This is a genomic window from Pseudoalteromonas sp. CO348 (assembly GCF_004208845.1).
Classification (GTDB): Bacteria; Pseudomonadota; Gammaproteobacteria; order Enterobacterales; family Alteromonadaceae; genus Pseudoalteromonas; species Pseudoalteromonas maricaloris.
Genome location: NZ_SGPI01000017.1, coordinates 190,820 through 209,183, shown reverse-complemented (window position 1 = coordinate 209,183; position 18,364 = coordinate 190,820). Strand labels below are relative to the sequence as shown.

9 protein-coding genes are annotated in these 18,364 nt (G+C 43.2%); 2 read left to right on the top strand and 7 right to left on the bottom strand.

Annotation, left to right across the window (positions count from 1 at the left end):
• Window positions 1-2: 2 nt before the first annotated feature.
• The 6 genes from EXT48_RS08440 to dapE form a co-directional block, all read right to left on the bottom strand.
• On the bottom strand, window positions 3-959 hold the full coding sequence (locus tag EXT48_RS08440; RefSeq protein ID WP_130164193.1) for a sterol desaturase family protein: 957 nt from the start codon (window positions 957-959) through the stop codon (window positions 3-5).
• Window positions 952-2,616, bottom strand: a complete 1,665-nt coding sequence (locus EXT48_RS08435; RefSeq protein ID WP_130164192.1) for an NAD(P)/FAD-dependent oxidoreductase — start codon at window positions 2,614-2,616, stop codon at window positions 952-954. The genes EXT48_RS08440 and EXT48_RS08435 overlap by 8 nt, the downstream gene beginning before the upstream one ends.
• 70 nt (window positions 2,617-2,686) lie before the next feature.
• Window positions 2,687-3,223, bottom strand: a complete 537-nt coding sequence (fldB, locus tag EXT48_RS08430) for a flavodoxin FldB (protein ID WP_130164191.1) — start codon at window positions 3,221-3,223, stop codon at window positions 2,687-2,689.
• Window positions 3,224-3,247: 24 nt separating this feature from the next.
• Window positions 3,248-4,903 (bottom strand): NAD(P)/FAD-dependent oxidoreductase, encoded by a 1,656-nt coding sequence (locus EXT48_RS08425; RefSeq protein WP_130164190.1) that lies wholly within the window; start codon window positions 4,901-4,903, stop codon window positions 3,248-3,250.
• Window positions 4,904-4,959: 56 nt separating this feature from the next.
• Window positions 4,960-14,301, bottom strand: a complete 9,342-nt coding sequence (locus EXT48_RS08420) for a hybrid non-ribosomal peptide synthetase/type I polyketide synthase (RefSeq protein ID WP_130164189.1) — start codon at window positions 14,299-14,301, stop codon at window positions 4,960-4,962.
• Between the two features lie 34 nt (window positions 14,302-14,335).
• Complete coding sequence (gene dapE, locus EXT48_RS08415) at window positions 14,336-15,640, bottom strand: succinyl-diaminopimelate desuccinylase (RefSeq protein ID WP_130164188.1); 1,305 nt, start codon at window positions 15,638-15,640, stop codon at window positions 14,336-14,338.
• Window positions 15,641-16,367: 727 nt separating this feature from the next.
• On the opposite strand from dapE, the gene EXT48_RS08410 reads away from it, so the two are divergent.
• Entirely contained in the window at window positions 16,368-16,682 is a 315-nt protein-coding gene (locus tag EXT48_RS08410; protein WP_130164187.1) for a hypothetical protein, read from the top strand.
• 83 nt (window positions 16,683-16,765) lie between these two features.
• On the opposite strand, the gene EXT48_RS08405 is transcribed toward EXT48_RS08410, so the two are convergent.
• On the bottom strand, window positions 16,766-17,692 hold the full coding sequence (locus EXT48_RS08405; RefSeq protein WP_130164186.1) for a DMT family transporter: 927 nt from the start codon (window positions 17,690-17,692) through the stop codon (window positions 16,766-16,768).
• Between the two features lie 114 nt (window positions 17,693-17,806).
• Here EXT48_RS08405 and EXT48_RS08400 point away from each other — a divergent pair, with 114 nt between their 5' ends.
• Complete coding sequence (locus EXT48_RS08400; RefSeq protein WP_069022524.1) at window positions 17,807-18,286, top strand: Lrp/AsnC family transcriptional regulator; 480 nt, start codon at window positions 17,807-17,809, stop codon at window positions 18,284-18,286.
• Window positions 18,287-18,364: the final 78 nt, after the last annotated feature.

The window sequence follows — 18,364 nt, the reverse complement described above, 5'->3', positions numbered from 1 at the left end:
TATCATCCAATATCATGGGTTGTTGATGGCACTTTTTTCGGCCTATTTGCCGTGCGTTTATCAATATTGCTGTAATTTGGACGTTTGCCTTTTGAACTTATAAACCACTTAAAAGGGTGCAAAATACCAAGTCCAATGGCTGAAGGGGCAGGGAACAAATGTGGTTTAGTAACACCAATTTCCTGAGGTGAGCGCTCGGGGTGGTACTGGAAACTGTTAAAGGCTTTATCCCAAATGCTTAGTTCAGAGCCGTAGTTTCCAGCTTCTTGTAAGTTGGTGCTGTGGTGAAACCGGTGCAACTCGGGGGTTGCAATAAGATGATTTAGCCATCCCATTTTGACATTGATATTGGCGTGTATGAAGTACCCTTGCAATACCGTAAATTGACCGGCAATAAATACGCTTTCGGCAGAAAAGCCCAAGAGTAGAAAGATAAGTTGAATAGTAACTGCGCTTATAATTACTTCAAATAGATGTACAACAACATTATTACTTGTTGTGACCTTGTTCGGAGTATGGTGAATACCATGAAAGCTCCACAAAGATAGGTACTTGTGTTGCAATCTATGAAGCCAATATCCCGTAAATGAACTAACGAGAATTGCTAGTAACACATTTTGTGACAGTGTTAGTGCATTTTCCTGAGGTGCCAAATAAATGGAGATGGTGCGAATGATGCCCGCGCCAATCGCGCCATAAATCATCACTAAAATGAAATAACGTCCATCTCTTTGCCATTCCTTTTTGCTTGGATGCCAGCTATGTCGAAAAGGATTTATTCTTTCCATCACAACGAAGTAAAAAATAACGAATAAAACGGTGAAAAAAGTAGTGATACCAAGTTCAAGTTTTTCTGTAATCGCAAGTAAACTAATTGCACTAACTATTAAGAAAATGATTGGGTAGCAGAGTATACTCATAGCTTGAGTGACCCTATTTTTTGTCGCTAAGTTATGCATATTGCTCATTCTCTTTTGGTTGCGTTGCAGTGTTGGCATGGCTTAAAAAGGGCGTAACTCGAAACCTTTTGCTATCTTGTAGACAAAGATATTGGGCTATATGTCTGCCGCTAGCCACGGCCTGAGCTACACCATTTGATGTTCCCCAGTGACCGGAAAAATAGAAATTATCTAAGTGAGGTAAAGTGGGTCCATGTCTGTTGATGTATTTTTCAAACTCTTCAGAGTAAGGAGAGAATGGGTCCCAACCTAATACTGTGCCATTGTAGTTTTTGGTATATCGTTCACAAGTAAGCGGTGTGACAACATCTATAAACTCAACGTTGTTCTCTAATTCCTCAAAGTGCTGAGAAAGAAATTGTAGTATCTTGGAGCCAACGTCTTTCTTGGCGACTTTATATTCTACAGAGCGTCTTCGACGGGTGTGACTATTTCGTCCAATACTGATATGTTCGGATTGAACACTGTTTGCGTTTAAACTTTGCCATGGTTGACTGTCAGTAAGGTAAGTAATGTAGAGCACTGACTTACCTTCAGGAGCCTGCTTTGGTAATAGAGTGCTTCTAACTTGTACAGCTATTCCGCCGTGGTTAATACCTATCAACTCTGATTTCAGTTTATCGTCTATTAGATAGGTTGAATAAGGATCATGATCAGTGTAATCCTTATTAACGGCAATAAATACGGCAACTAAGCTAGGAAAAATGATGCCCTTTGGATCGTTATGCAGTTGGCTATACATTTTATCCATTACAGGGTGAGGGTAAGCACTCTTTAATAAGTGTTGTGTTGTGTTGTAACTATCGCTTGCGCTGATCACGTAATCTGCAAAGTGTTCTTGTCCGTTGCTTAGTCGTACCCCAATAGCTTTATTGTTTTCAACCAAAATTTGGTCGACTTTCGCTTTATAGTGGATTTTTCCACCTAGTTTTTCCACTCTGCTAGCCAACTTTTTAGCCAATCCTAATGAGCCGACATCCGGAACTCCTATCGTTTTATCAGCGGCATTAGCAATATTAAAAGCGAAGGGCATAACTGGAAAGTTCCCAAGTCTGTCATAAATTATCCAGTTAAGAGATTCAGCTAAAATAGGATTATTAAAGCGTTTTGAGTAGTCATCTATACTGATAGACATTGTGTTCATCAATGTTTTCATGTAGGGAAGCAACTTCCACATCATTTTAGCTTTTTCCCACCATGTCATGAGTCCAGTATTTTTTAGAAATGGAAAGTGGGGACTACAACCAGCTAGTTTTCTAATATAGCCGCAAAACTCTTTAATATGCTTGGTATCTTCAGGAAATTGTTCGATTAAACTTAACTCGAGCTTATCGGGATCTGCGTGGAAAGTAACTTTTTGTCCATCTGGAAAAATTACGGTGTTGAATGTTTTAATATGGTAGATTGAAACGTCATCGAGGCAACCAAGTTCATTCCAAATTAATGACATCTCATCTTTGTGACCTGTACCTTTTAACCAACTCAAGCACCAATCAAAAGTAAAGTCCTTTCGCTGCCAAGAAGTACAGCATCCTCCGGGAGTTTCATGTAGCTCAAATATTGTCGTTTCGTAACCATTCATCTGGCTGTATGCTGCGGTGCTTAGACCTGACATGCCAGCTCCGATAATAATGACTGATTTTGTATTTTTTGACATTGTTATTCCTTGTCATATTCGGCGTGCATGTAATACAACTAAGCATCGCCGAATAGTTATCTTGATGGCCTTAAGCTGTTTCGCAGGTAAGTTCTTGAAGCACGGCTGCAATCTCTTGGCACCAGTCGTTGATGCGCTGCTCGGTGAGTTCTGGTTGGTTATCATCATCAAGCGACAAGCCGAGAAACTCACTGCCGTCTTCATTTAGCCCTTTAGACTTGGTGAAGTGATAACCTGAATTTGGCCAGTAACCAATTGCTGTGGCGCCTTGTTCGGTTAGTTTATCGTGTAAGATACCGATACCGTCTTGAAACCACTCGTCATAACCAACTTGATCGCCCTGACCGAAGATAGCCACGATTTTTCCGCTGAAATCCTGTTGTGCTAGGCTTTCCCAACGTGATTCCCAATCATCCTGTAAACCACCGTATTCCCACGTTGAAATACCAAAAATCAAAAATTCATAGTTCTCGGTTAAGGTTAATTCAGTATCTGCTATATCAAAGAGATCGATGGTAAACTGGTTTAGGTGTGCTTTTATTAATTCTGCTGCGGCTTCAGTGTTACCTGTTGTGCTGCCATAAAATAGGCCAATACGAGTATTCATAATATTTCCTTTTAATTCTCTTGGTTAAGCAACATGCTGCTTTTGTTCGCTATAAGATTGAGGTTGGTGTAGTGGGTTTTCACCGATCCAAGCCTGAAACGGCTTGTCATCATCACGGCATACAAAGTGCAGAACATGTCTGCCTGTAGCTGCAGCGCGGATCAACCCGCCGGTTGTCACCCAGTGACCAGCCATATAAAAGTTACTAAGGCCGGGTAGTCCCGTTGTCCCGTTGGCATTTATTTCGTCTTCTAGACTTTCACCACTTTCCAAAAAAGGCTGCCACGCCAATACCGTTCCTTTGCTGTTACGGGTATAGCGAACTTGGGTCAAAGGGGTTGCGATGTCGATATATTCGATATGCTCTTTTAGTCCCTCAAAATGAGTGGAGAGCTTATCGATTATAAATTCACCTAAGGTCTTTTTAGCGAGGCGATATTGAACGCTACGCTTGACCCTAGTGTGATGGCGTTTAGTCGCCGTTGTTTCTTGGAAATTATTTAATTCAGCCCATGGCTCATAAGTTGAGAAGTAAGTGATATAAAGCACGGATTTGCCCTCTGGGGCGATATGCGGGTAGTGTACATTGCGCACCTGCACATTGATCCCCGGGTGCGTCATACCAGGGCAGTGGACAAGATCTTGTTGGTCTAACAAGTGGGTGCGGCAATGGGGATGATGGGTATAGTCTTTGTTTACCCCCAAAAATACAGAGACGTATCCTGGGAACATTTGACCATCTGTCTCTCTTAACTCGTCGTATAGCTTGTCTAACACAGGACTGGAATACTGGCCATCAAGCATGTTTTTTATCACATCCGTACCGTCACATGCTGAGATCACGATATCGGCATACATTTTTTGGCCGTCGCTGAGCTCGACACCGATGGCTTTGTTGTCTTCGACCAAGATTTTGTGTACTCGGGTGTTGTATATGACGTCACCCCCCAACTTTTTATATCTTGCTTCCATCGATTGTGCGAGACCTAACGAGCCACCTTCGGGCACACCTGCATTTTTTTTCGCCGCGCAGGCCAAATTAAAGTAGAAAGGTAATAGTGGGAAACTGGGATGTTGCTCATAAAAGATAACGTTAAATGCTTTTTGCAGCAGCGGATGTGAAAACTTAGCGGCAAAGTCTGACATCAATGTCGCCATGGATTTGCGGATTAAATTAAATTTTTTGATGAACGGCCACATCATCTTTAGCTTTTGCCAGCGTGACATAATGCCAACTGGCACCAGAAAGGGATAAGCGTCTATCATTTTGACGAATTCACGAATGCCATCGCAAAATTGTGTGATGAGTTTCTTGTCTGCGGGAGAAATACTTAAGAGGTGGGCTTCGAGTTTATCTGGATCTGCGTAGAAATGTACTTCTCCTAATTCTTCATCAATAACTGAATTGAAGATTTCAAAGTCTCTAATTTCTTTATCATCCAGCGCACCTAACTCTTGCCAGATTTGATTCATGCCGTTGCCTGTGCCACTACCCAGTAGCCAGCTAATACACCAATCAAAAATATAATCTCTGCGTTCCCACGATGTGCAGCAGCCGCCGGGAATATCGTGCAGTTCTAAGATCACGCTCTTGTAGCCGTTCATTTGTGCATAGCTACCGGTTGAGAGTCCACCCATGCCGGCACCTATGATGATCATAGATTGTCTTTGTGTGGTCATAATTCTGTCCTTAAAGTCGTTAGAAAGCCCCAAAGCGAAGGCTTTGGGGCAAGCTGTTACTCCACGTTTGTTGCTATTACCGCTTGGCTTTGGGTATCCTGCAGAATACTATGCATAATTGCGCCGTTGCCTGCCTGCATCATATCTGGCATCAACATCTCCTCATGTTTACCAAAACCTTGATAGGTAATGACTTCGGCGTCTGATGCTGCATCCCAACTGGTTAGACGAGCAGCTTCTGCATGTGCATTTTGCTCGACGATAAAGTGCAGTTTGGCGTGAACCTGACCTAGGTTTTTCACTTCATAACACCAATCGATATAGTCTCTCGCTTGTGCCAGTGTATGCTGGTGTACCGTATTTGAGCCGGTGTGGCGGGCGAAATGTGCTTTTAACTCTTGCTCAAAGTGCGCGAAGTCTTGCTCCCGCATTTTGATTGTTTCAGTGATCCTGAATGAGTCTAAGATCACCACATCCCCGACACGTTGACCTCGGCCTTCCAGCTCCTTAGCAATCTCAAAGGCTAAATTACCGCCAAGGGAGTATCCAAATAGGGTATAGGGACCATGAGGTTGAATTTGCATAATTTGGTCGGCATAGTCGCTAACTTTAGTGTCATTTTCGAGGTAGTTAAAAGAGATCACTTCAGTGTTAGGCAATGCGTCGGCAAATGCCTTGTAAACGATGCTGTAACCCCCCGCTGGTGGCAGCGCAAATAAACGAGTAGATTGACCCGCATTGAAGATAAGGTAAGGGGACGCGCCCGTTTCTTTTCCTGTTACTACATCTTCAATTGCACTCGCCATGCCATGTAAGGTTGTAAATCTAAATAGCTGATTAACTTCCATTTTGATGCTGAAGGCTGATTGGATCCTGACCATTAGCTCAATCAAATATAAAGAGTTACCGCCAAGGGCAAAAAAGTCATCATGAAGACTAATGGATTTTTGCCCTAGCATATTGGACCAAATCTCAGCGAGTTGCTGCTCAAATAAGGTGGCGGGCGCTACGAATGCTCTTACCAACTCGGCGAGTTCAACCCGTGGTAATGCCGCTGCATCGATTTTACCGTTACTCAGTAATGGAAATTGATCAATAGCAACCAGCTTACTAGGTACCATATAGCTTGGTAGCTGGTTCTCTAACTGCTCGAGGACAAACTCAGTACCGACCGCAAGATCCGACTCAAAGTAGGCAATTAATTGGGTTTGCCCGTGTACTTCTATCCCTTTTACATAGCTTCGCTTAATTCCTGGGATCTGGTTGATGCTAGACTCAATTTCTCCAAGCTCAACGCGGTGACCTCGTATTTTTACTTGGTTGTCGATGCGTTGCAGAATATGTAGGTTGCCGTGTTTGTCCCACTTACCTAAATCACCCGTTTTATATATCCGTAGGGTGCAATTTTCTGACACGGGAAGTTGGATAAATTGGCTGGCATTTTTCTCTGGATTATTGAGATAGCCAAGACTTACGCCTTGCCCCGCAATTGCAATTTCGCCGACTGCATTACTCGATACTAACTGGTTTTGCTTATCGAGCAAGATAAGTTGCGTTGCATTGAAAGGCTTGCCGATAGGCACCGTTGCACTGGTTTCTAAGTACTGCTCTGATTCCTCAAAGAAACTACTGTCTATGGTTGCTTCAGATGTACCGTAGGAGCTAAATAGTCGAGCATCTTCTTGTAGCAATCCTTTGAGTGCGCGGTATTCAGCGATTTGCCATTGCTCAGAGCCAACAATCACTCTACGTAAGCTGGTAAATCCAACCTGACTTTGCTTTGCGAATAAGATGAGATTACGAACCACAGAGGGCACAAACTCAACCGTATCAATCTGCTGTGTCTCAATGAGGTCATACAACACCGGCATGTTCAGCATCATATTTTTAGGACACAACACTAAGTGCTTCGCATTGTAAAATGCGCGCGCGAGATCGCCACAAAACACATCAAAGGTTGGGCTGGCCAATTGTAAATGATGAGAAGTAGGTGCTAAATCAAATTGGGCTAACCAGTCCACAGCGATCGTAGCCCAGTTTTGCTGGCTAACCTGGACAGCTTTTGGCGTACCTGTAGAGCCAGAAGTAAAGACAATATACGCGATATCATTTGGCTGATGATTTAACGCCAAATTGTGCTCGCTGATTTCATCTCGTTGGCTTTGGAAGCTTTCCCAAAGTAGTGTCGGATGATCTGATGTTAGCGCTTCGTCGCAAAGTAGTAACGCGCAGCGACTTTGCTCAAGCAACAGCTGCTTGCGCTCATTGGGTTGCTGCGGGTCAATTACCACAAAATGATGACCTGCTTTTAACGTAGCGATACAAGCAACAACTAACGCGATAGATTTTTCAAAATGTAAGGCAATCGTTTGACTAGATTGATTATCTAGCTGCGAATTGATTAGTCGCGCCAACTGATTTGCCTGATTGTTGAGTTCACGATAGCTTAAAGTAGCAGCCAGTTCTCCTGCATTTGTTTCACAGGCAATGCTGAGGGCAGGAAGCTCAGGGCTATGTTGCGCCGCATTTTCTATTTGACTGACCAAAGTTGGTAATGCTGGTGCGTTTTGTTGATTTTCAGCAAATTTCGCCAAGGCATCTATTGCGTCTGGACTTGTTAAGGCAAGCTCTGAAAGTGGCCGATTTGGACTATCAACGACCATTCGCGTTAGTGCGATATAGTCCCGAGCCAGCTGCGCTATCGTTTCGGTTTCGAATAGGTCGGTATTATATTTTAATGTGCCTTTGAACACGCCATTTTCTTCATAGGTCGAAAGCGTAATGTCAAATTGACCTTCTTCTTCAGGCAGTTCCATGAATTGCATAGGAAAGCCCTTATAGTACGCGACATTATTTTCATCCATATGTGATTGCTCAACGCGGTGATTGAGCATCACAAACATGACCTGAAATACCGTAGAGCGGCTGGCATCATGTTCAATACCAAGCTTATCCACTAACAGCGCAAACGGATATTCTTGGTGATCTAGTGCGTTGAGGGTAATGTCTTTCACCTGCGCTAAAAGCGAAGTAAAGTGCGTTTCAGGAGCAAATCTTGCGCATAGCGGTAGGGGATTCACAAAGTAACCATAGACATTTGAAAACTCGGGATTTGTACGACCGGCCACGGGACTGCCAATAATGATTTCATCCTGCTGAGTATATTTATGCATGACTGCGTAATAGATGCTAAGCAACGCCATAAACATGGTGGAACCTTGTGCCTTTGCAAGGGCATTCAACGAGGACGTAAGGGCTTTATCCAACTCAAAATGATATGAATCACCAACGTTGGTGAGTACCGCAGGTCTAGGTTTGTCGGTTGCAAGGTCTAATACGGGGATCTCAGCAGGTAAGTGATTCTGCCAAAACTTATAGTTTGCCGCGCCGCGTGGAGAGTGAACAAAGCGTGTTTCCCAATCGACAAATTTTTCATAGCTTGACGTTATCTCGCTGAGTGCTAACGGTTCACTTTTTGCGAAATGCGCATACAGTGACTGCATTTCATCGATAAACATGTAATTTGACCATGCATCTGAGATGATGTGATAAATCGTCACTGCAAAGTAGTAGCTTTGATCATTTTGCTTATATAAATACAGTCTAAATAGCGGGTCGTGCTCAAGGTCGAAAGGCTGTTCATTGTCTGCAATCATCATAGGTTGAATATCTTCCCAAGACTTACCTTTTACATCAATGATTTGTAGTGCATCCTCACGATGAGTCCAGACTCTTTGATAGGGTTCGCCATCTTTAAAGAAGAAGTTTGTTCTTAACATTGGGTGGCGAGCAACTACAGCACTAAGGGCTTTTTTCAGCGCGTCAATATTCAGGGCACTAGGAATGTGCATCGCGCCGCCGATATTGTAGGAAGCGCTAGTTGGGTTGAGTTGATTGATAAACCAAATCGCTTTTTGTCCATAGGAAAGTGGGAACTCAGCTTCCACATTGGCATCAGATACGATAATAGAGTTAACCTTAGTTTCGGAAACTGGCTGAACCTGTGATGTTTCTGTGGTTATGACTTCAAAGCCAAGCGATTCCACGAGTTTGTCATTAAGCTCTATACTTAATTCGTTGATAGATGCACCACTTAGAAGACGCACAATCGTTAGGGTTTCGCCAAAATGGGTGGTGATCTTATTTCTCAGCTCTGTCGCCATAATAGAGTCAATACCGAGATTACCGAGCGATAGATTTAATTCCACTTGCTCTCGTTTACAGCGTAATACTTGGCTGACAGCATTAGCGAGATGATCGGCAACAAGCGGTAATCGAAGCGCGCTGTCTGTTTGCTGGTATAAAGGAGCAAATTCTTGCTCTTGGTGGCTTTGCTTATCGTTTTCTTGGGTAGTCAAGTGACTAAATAAACTCGGCTTTCCTGCATACCAATTGGTTACTTTGGACCAATCGGCGTCACACACTAAGAGTTGAGGTTGCTCTTGGTCTAGAATACGTTCAAGCACGGCCATCCCCGCACTTGGTGAAATGCAGTTCATACCCCTTTGGTTCTTGTAATGTTCGGCAAGACCAAGCTCTTCAATCATACCAATAGCCCAAGGGCCCCAGTTGATGCTTAGCGCCGGAAGACCTTGATTGCGACGGTAGTGGGCGAGGGCATCTAAGAAAGCATTGCCAGAAGCATAGTTTGTTTGCCCTGCGGTAGTGACTTGAGCCGCGACAGAGGAGAAGAGCACAAAATGTTCAAGGTCAACTTTACTAAGGGCTTTGTGAAGCATCAACGCACCGACCGCTTTGGTGTCAAACACACCGTCAAATGCTCTGGTATCCATATTGCCAAGTAAGGTGTCATTCACGATACCAGCACAGAAAAATAATCCGTTGATCGGTGCTTGTGCACTTAGATGATAAGACTCAAGGGCCGCGTTAAGTTCACGCTCTCGAGTTAAGTCTGTCTGCCATAACGAGACATTAACGCCCTGACTCTCAAGGTGTTGAATAAACTGAACGCGATCATAGTTACGGTCGCTTAAGGTAAGTTCTGACCAACTCTTACGCTCAGGTAATTGACTCCTACCAAGCAAAATGAGGTTTCGTGCACCTCTATCAACGAGTAGCTGACAAACTAACTGTCCGATTGAACCAAATGCCCCCGTGATCAACTGTGCTTTATGGCTTTGCACGCGAGTCGGGAAGGCGGGTTGGAGTGACGTTGCCAGCTCTAAACGAGCAACATAAGCCTGATTTTCCCTAAAGGCAACTTCCCCTTCTTGGCGGTCACTTAATAATCTGGCTGTGATATGTTCGGCATCATTTTGACCATCAATATCGATGAGGCCACCCCAATTATCAACCAGTTCTTGCTGTGCGAGCACTCGGCTAAATCCAGTTAACGAAGCGGACATCACCGCGGTAAGTTGCTCGCTATTAACGAGGCTAGCGTTGCGTGTTACCACGTAAAGCGGGAATTTACAGTCTTGTTCAATTACGGTTTTGGACAGGTTCAACAATGAATGCAGCGACTGACGTTTTTCTTTTTGCAGCTGAGCAAGAGTTAGTGATTCTATCGCGCTGTTATCTAGACTAAAGCAATGTACAACGCCACGAATTTCTTGTTTGCCCAAAGTCTCGATAAGTTGTGACAGGTGATCCCGTGAATCGGGAACCAGCCATGCATGACAATGGTCTCTGTCGATATCAAAATATTCTCCAGATTTAACGATACAGCTAGAGTGGCCAAGCTGAGCTAAACGGTCAGCTACCTGTTCGGCTGTTCCTGATTGATCTGCGAGGAGCACCCAACGTCCCGATGTGTCAGTTTTTTGTATTTCCTGCTCAGGCTCTGCAAGCCAATTAACTTGGTAAAGCCAGCTATCTATGGTTCTGGTGGTGATCCCACTTGCAGCTGAGTCAACGCTTTGTGCAATAAAGTTTTTGATAACACCAAAGACTTGACCAGACTCATCACAGAGGTATAAATCACCGACCGTTTTTTCGTCGTCACGATGAGTGATTTGGGTATAACACCAAAAATCAGTATTGTTCTGCTCGCAAAGCAAGATCTGCTCAAGCATCACAGGTAAGCGGATAGAAAATTGCTGAGCATTAGCACATGCAAGTTCCGTAAATACTAACGTCTGGAAGCATGCATCTAATAGACTTGGGTGTAGGGTAAATTGTGCTGTTCGCTCAAGTTGAGTAGGCCAAGAGATCTTGGCAAGCACGCCGTTGTCTGTTGCCCAGATCTGCTCAATAGCTCTAAAACATGGACCATATTCGTAACCAAACTCTTTTAGGTGTGCATAAAACTCATCGTGCTGCTGCGCGCTGGTGGCAGCACTACGAATAGCATTGAGATCAATAGGCTCAGCAAGGTTGGCGCTTTGTACTCGGCGGATTGTCCCTTGAACATGGCGGGTCATTTTGCCATCTTCAAGGCTTACCACTTTAAAATTCGGTTCATCACGGTGCAAAATGAATTGCACATTGGGTGCATGTTCATTATTCAAAAATAACGCTTTATCGATGACAAACTGGTCGAGTGCATAGCTGCCATTGCCCCAAGTCTCTTTGGCTGCAGCATACGCCATTTCGATAAAGCCAGCAGCAGGGAAGAGGGTATTCCCTTGGATTTGGTGACAGCTTAAAAAACTATCGCGATTTGTGTCGGTTACCGCGTTCCAAACATGTTCAGCTTCACTGCGTTTACGGCCCAAGAATGCATGGTTACTTTGCCCTAAACGCACTTGATTAAAGTACTCAGGCTCGGTCCAAAAGCGCTCTTGCAAGAACGGGTAATTTGGCAACGTAGTGAACTTACCTCGCCCGTTTATGGCTGACCAATTTAATTCAAAGCCTAAACCAAATAGTTGAGCTACAGCGTGGTAATAGGTGTGTTGCTCGTCGGATTTACGGCGCATACTCGAGACGACAACACTTGAGCAACTTTGTTCTTCTGCGGTTTCGGCAATAGATGCGCCAAGCACAGGGTGTGGACCCAGTTCCAAAAATGCTTGATAACCTTGTTGTAATATTGCGCGGGTGGCATCAACAAAGCGCACGGCTTGACGGACGTTGAGCCACCAATAGTTAGCATCAAGTTCAGGCCCCTCAGCAAGTGTTCCTGTTACCGTTGAATACAATGGAGTATGTGCGGTGTTAGCTTGAATACCAGCTAAACACTCGAGCAATTCGGTCTTAATCGGTTCCATAAACTGGCTGTGATAGGGCACTTCAACGCGGAGAAACTTGCAAAACACACCAGCTTCGCTCAGTTGTGTTTCGATACTGTGTAACGCATTTTCTTCACCAGCTAGGGTGACAGAGTTTGGACTGTTTACCGCTGCGATTTCAACTTGGTCGTTGAGATAAGGCGTGACATCACTGTCAGAGAGTCCTACCGCCATCATTTTACCTGTGTTGCGGCATTGATGTTGTAAACGGCTACGATGGACTACGATGGTGCAAGCATCTTTTAATGAGTAGACCCCGGCTTCATAAAATGCTGCTGCTTCACCGGTACTGTGGCCAACAATGACATCAGGCGAAATGCCGTGTTGACGCCACATTGCTGCAAGTGCGACTTGCACGGCAAAGTTTGCCGTTTGAGCAAGCCAAGTATATTGCATGTTTGACGCTGATTCATCGGCAAGCATTTCATCAACCAATGACCAATCTGTAAGCGCTGACATGTAGCTATCACACTCATCGATCATCGCTTTAAAAGTTGGCTCTGATTGGTACAACTCACGGCCCATTGCCCACCATTGTGGCCCCATACCGGTGAAGACCCAGACGAGTTTTTGCTCATCTTTTTTCAGTGTGCGCAGTGTGTTGGCCACAGCAAATTCAGCATCATGACTTAATGTTTGTAGTTGCTGTTGCAGATCCTCTGCATTTTTAAAACAAATTGCATGACGATATTGGTGATGTTCACGGCGCTCACCCAGTGTATAAATAATATCACTGAGTGATGCATCGCTATCTTGTAAAAACTCATTATGCGCTTTGGCAAAGCGATGGATCCCGTATTGATCTCTTGCACTCAGTGGATAAAGCTTTAAGCCATTCTCATTTGCTGGAGGCATTGATGGCACTTCTGGTGCAACGTATTCTTGAATAACAGCGTGGGAATTGGTTCCACCGAAACCAAAGGAGTTTACCCCCGCAACGGCTAAACCTTCATGTTTAGGCCAAGGTGTAAGTTTTGTGGGGATCTCATACGGCGCATTGGCGTAATCAATCTTAGGATTAATTGATTTTAAGTGTAAATGCGGTGGGATCTGTTTGTTTTGAATGGCTTTGACCGCTTTGAACAAACCAGCCATACCAGCGGCTGCCTCGGTATGGCCAATATTGGTTTTTACCGAGCCAATGTAGCATTTATCGGCTTGATCACGGTTGATCCCAAGGAGTGTTCCAACAGACTTTGCTTCAATAGGGTCGCCAACTGGTGTGCCTGTGCCGTGCATTTCAATGTACTGCACTTTACCAGGGTTAATATTTGCTTTGGCATAGGTTTCCTTCATCAAGCGCAATTGGGCATCCCCATTCGGTACCGTGATCCCTTGTGTTTTACCGTCTTGGTTTACACCGGTGGCTAAGATCACCGCATGAATTGGGTCGCCATCCTTAATCGCATCATCTAAGCGCTTGAGCACAACGACGCCAGCGCCTTCAGCACGGACATAGCCGTTTGCGGAGTCGTCAAAAGCATGAGAAAAACCTGTCGGAGATAAGAAACCGCCTTTAGACTCGGATACTGTATATTGTGGTGCCAAATGTAATAGCACACCACCTGCGAGTGCCATATTACTTGCCCCGGTCTGTAGGCTTTTACAGGCCATATCTAATGCGACAATAGAGGAGCTACAAGCAGTATCGATGGACATGCTGGGGCCATTAAAATCAAAAGTATGTGAGATGCGATTTGAAAGCATCGTCATCATGACACCCGTCGCAGTGTGGGCATCAATGTTGTCAAAATCAGGGTTAGTGAATTGCATGATTTTATAATCAAGCGTAAACCCACCCATAAAAACACCGACCGACTCTCCTGCGAGTTCAGATGGCTTTTGCCCACCATCTTCCAAGGCTTCCCAAGTTACCTCCAGCAATTTACGTTGTTGAGGGTCCATAAACTCGGCTTCACGAGGCGTGATCCCAAAAAATGCTGGATCAAACTTATCGATACCATCGATATAGCCACCCCATTTTGAGCTCAATTTGCCTTTATTCGCCTTTACAGACGAATAATGAGTATCAATATTCCATCTCGATTCTGGGGTTTCTATGATGCAATCGACACCATGTTTAATATTTTCCCAAAACAATTCAGGACTATTCGCGTGACCTGGGAAACGACAACCCATGCCAATAATTGCTATCGGTAGCGTGTCGTTTGCGGGGTGAACAGAGCGTTCATTTTCGATTGCCATAATGCATTCCTTGAAGTTATCTATTTTCTATTAATTAGCGAAGTTGCAGCAGTTCATCTTGAGCGGTTGAGTGAACATGAAGCGTAGGGTAGAGCAGGCGTTTATAGATGCCGTAGTAAAGCTGTTGAAGCTGGATTAAGTCGGATGTTGTTGTGTGTTCATCTATTTGATGAATGGTTTTGTTCACCAGTCCGAGTTCTAGTACTGAGGTCGATATTTCAGCAATAAAGCGGCCATCCGACGTTCCCCCTGCGGTCGATAGTTTTGGTGTGAAATGACATTGACTGTTGATTTCATCGCAGACGATAGCGAGGGATGGAGAAGAGATCTCATCATTATTTACGCAGTAATAGGGTTGGCAGGGGTTGCTGGTCGTTAATGCATAATTGAGCGTATGTTCTTCGATGGTTTCTCTTACCAGCTCGACCAATTCATATTCGTCGTATGCGGGTGTATAACGGATATTAAAATTTAGCTGACATTGGCTTGGAATGATGTTGTCGACAAAATTTCCTGAATTTACATGGGTGAATTGCAGCGTGGTCGAGTCAAAGTTATCACAGTGCTTTGGCCAATCCTGCGACAATAGTGCTTGCATAATATTTTGCGCCAAATGGATGGCATTGGTCGCTTTTTGAGGGTAAGCCACATGTCCACTTTTACCATGTAAATTGACGGTAAAAGACAAAGCGCCACGACGACCGACTTTCAGTGTGTCTGCTACATACGCTTCTGAGCTTGGCTCTCCGACCAAGGTAAAATCAAATGCAATACGCTGCTGTTTTAAAAAATGAGCGATCCGCTTGGTTCCGTGTTCCGCTTCGCCTTCCTCGTCGCTGGTGAGTAGCAACCAAAGCTCTTTTTCCGGTACTCCAAACTCTGTCACTAGAGCCTCAATTGCACAGAAAAAGGCGGCAATAGCGCCTTTCATATCAACAATACCTCTAGCGAAGAGACAGCCATTGTGTTCTGTCAGCTTAAAAGGGTTAAACTGCCAATCTTGTGCACTTCCTGCCGGTACTACATCGGTATGACCAAGAAAAGCAAACCTAGCGTCACTATTGTTACCTATACTTGCGACTAAGTTACTCACATCACGAACAGGCAAGTGCTTGATTGAAAAACCCAAAGTCCGTAGTTCTTGTGCTAACCACAGTTGACACCCAACATCATCCGGCGTGATTGATTTGAATGCGACTAACTGCCGTGCAATGTCAACAACGCGGTGGCTGGCATGTTCATCCTCTTCAACACCTTGAAACTCCTCATGTAGAGCCTCGATATCCTCTAGCGCTTCAGAGACAAGTTCGTAACAAGTGTTTGAAGAAAAGCCATTCATCTCAAAAAACCTTAATGCAGAAGTATGATAAATAGGCAATCAAAAGTGATGTTGTACACATTTTAATTACACCCCGTTCACAAGTTGCGTATTCAAACATTGAAATTATTTTGATGCTAATGATTTTATTTTGACTAAATTAACCTAAATAATTTCATTGTTGTTTTTTGTGGATTAATTATTTTTGTTATTTGCAATGTTTTTTATCTGGTTTTTATATTTGAGTTTTATTGAATTAAGTTTAGGGTAAGTGCTCTATGTGCTAATATTTTAAATGTATGAAAAATAATTTCCCTTAATAATCAGTGTTGGATTTTTATTGTTTGAGTTATGTCTTGTGTTATTCGGAATTAAGAAAATCATGGTGTTTAGGTTAATGGAATTGTGAATTTTTAAACTGTGCGAGTTTGTTGTGTAAAGTGCGCTATTAAGATAAATGGAATTAATTTCACTTATTTCTTTTTGTTATTTAATTTGCGTCTAATATGCTTATTTAATCTAGATGAGAAGGGAGCCAAAGTATGTGCCTTGACGTATTAAGGTGAGTTTTCTTGATGAGGCTTTAATGTTGAAATTGTTTTTATAAATTTAATAAATTTATTCTTGAGTTGTCATATTTAATGAATAAAATAGCAAGCGCTATAGAGTTTTTATTCAATATTTTGATTTCTGTTACAGTATTTTGCTGTTTTTTATCTATAGCGCTGACTTAAATTAAGGATGAAAAATGAAAAAGCTAATCACCGCACTCGTTGCATTCACTGTATTGTCTGTATCTGCTCAAGAAGTAGAAGAGGCGAAAGCACTCGTTACTCAACAAAACATTAAAATTGTTGCTATTGGCCAAAGCGGCTGGGATCCAATTTGGAGAGAGCCTACCTGTAGCATTCGAAAAACGGATGAAGATGCTGTAGGTAATGCTTACATGATCAGTCATTACGACATGTGTTTATGCCAAAACAGTAAAAAAGCGAGCTATCTGATTGAAGATACACAAAGCAACCCTAAGCAAGCAGCGGTTATTTGTTACCTAGAGCAGTAAGCTAGTCGACAGCAGCAGAGCAAAGTACTTGCACTTTACTCTGCTTTTATCACGCTATTTCCTTTAAGTTCAAATTAGCTAAATTAACTGACTTTTTGCTTTGGCGTGCTAAATAATTTGCCTAACTTCCAATCGAACTTTACAGCGCTGACGGCTGTTAAGATTAAAACAATCCCAAGCGTTTGTAGCATCGAAATCGTGTGTTCGAATGCAATAAAATCTACAAACAGTGCCACGACCGGATAAATAAAAGAAAGAATAGCAATTAATGTGGTGCTTAAGCGTTGAAACGCATCATACATGATCACATACATAAACCCTGTGTTGACGACGCCTAAGAATAAGATATTACCCCAGCTCGATGAAGTCTCTGGGAAGTGTGCAAAATCAACCCAAGGTAACAAAAATAAGCCACCAAAAAAGATTTGGATCACAGCAACTACACCGGATGGCACTTGGCTTACCTTTTTCGTCATCAGCGTTGTAATGGTATACAGAAATGCAGCTCCAAGTGCTAGTAGCAGACCAAAAACGGCTTGGTTACTCTCTTGTGCAAAAATCACCGCGACTATTTCTTGATACGGGATCCCAACAACCAACCATAATCCCACCACGGCGATGGCCAACCATAAAAGGATTGCCTTACTTGGATACTGACGATAAAGCACCGCGCTTAATAATACCAACATCAAAGGTTGTAGATGGTATGCGATGATTGAAATTGAAAAAGGAATATAGTCAAACGAGGCGAATAATAGCACCCAGTTTCCGACCAGCGCGATACCGCCGAGCAAGATGGTCATAAAAACGGGACCTTTAAACACCTCTTTTGTCAGTTGCTTTGTTACGAGCACGTATCCAAGAAGGCACAATGCGCCAATAACACAACGTAAAAATACCACATTCCAATAGGATTGTTCTGCACTGACGACAAAGTATCCTATGGTGCCGGACAGCACCATAGCTATTATCATCTCTATTGAACCTTTCTCTTTATCTGAGCCAAACATTGTTCACACCTTGCCATATTCAATTCTATACTTGCATATTACTTAGGGTTTGCCGTATTACTAATAGACAATAAAAGGCTAATTTTTCTAATTTCCTAAAAATGAAAGGCAAAAATGCGAAAACTAATTAATAATGAAAAATGGTCGCTTGATGCGATAGATAGCAAGCTTATAAAGCTGTTAGAAAACAATAGCCGAGTGTCCGTTGCTGAAATGGCCCGGGCAGTGAATATGTCTTCACCGAGTGTGAATGAACGCATGAAACGTATGGAAGAGTATGGGGTAATTAGTAAATACAGTATTGAATTAGACCCAGAAAGCTTTGATTACCCGCTGACAGCGATTGTGCGTATTCGTCAGCATCCCGGTAAACTAAAACAACTTGAAGCGATGATCCAAAACATTCCTGAAGTGATTGAATGTGACAAAGTGACGGGAGAGGATTGTTTTTATGTGAGGTTGTGTTTTGAGAGTATGCCTAAGCTAGACGAAATTTTGGATAAAGTCTCGACACTAGGTGATACCCACACATCGGTGGTGAAATCAACAATAGTCAAACGTAGAAACGTGCCATATCAGATCCGCAAAAGGTAATCGTTAAGTATGGCGAGCAGTAAAGTTTTGACGGGATAAGCAATGCGCACCTAAACGTCAACAAATTTATAGTTTGTC

Coding starts and splice junctions, on each gene's coding strand:
- EXT48_RS08440 (WP_130164193.1), bottom strand. CDS start 959: ATGCATAACTTAGCGACAAAAAATAGGGTCACTCAAGCTATGAGTATA.
- EXT48_RS08435 (WP_130164192.1), bottom strand. CDS start 2,616: ATGTCAAAAAATACAAAATCAGTCATTATTATCGGAGCTGGCATGTCA.
- fldB (WP_130164191.1), bottom strand. CDS start 3,223: ATGAATACTCGTATTGGCCTATTTTATGGCAGCACAACAGGTAACACT.
- EXT48_RS08425 (WP_130164190.1), bottom strand. CDS start 4,903: ATGACCACACAAAGACAATCTATGATCATCATAGGTGCCGGCATGGGT.
- EXT48_RS08420 (WP_130164189.1), bottom strand. CDS start 14,301: ATGGCAATCGAAAATGAACGCTCTGTTCACCCCGCAAACGACACGCTA.
- dapE (WP_130164188.1), bottom strand. CDS start 15,640: ATGAATGGCTTTTCTTCAAACACTTGTTACGAACTTGTCTCTGAAGCG.
- EXT48_RS08410 (WP_130164187.1), top strand. CDS start 16,368: ATGAAAAAGCTAATCACCGCACTCGTTGCATTCACTGTATTGTCTGTA.
- EXT48_RS08405 (WP_130164186.1), bottom strand. CDS start 17,692: ATGTTTGGCTCAGATAAAGAGAAAGGTTCAATAGAGATGATAATAGCT.
- EXT48_RS08400 (WP_069022524.1), top strand. CDS start 17,807: ATGCGAAAACTAATTAATAATGAAAAATGGTCGCTTGATGCGATAGAT.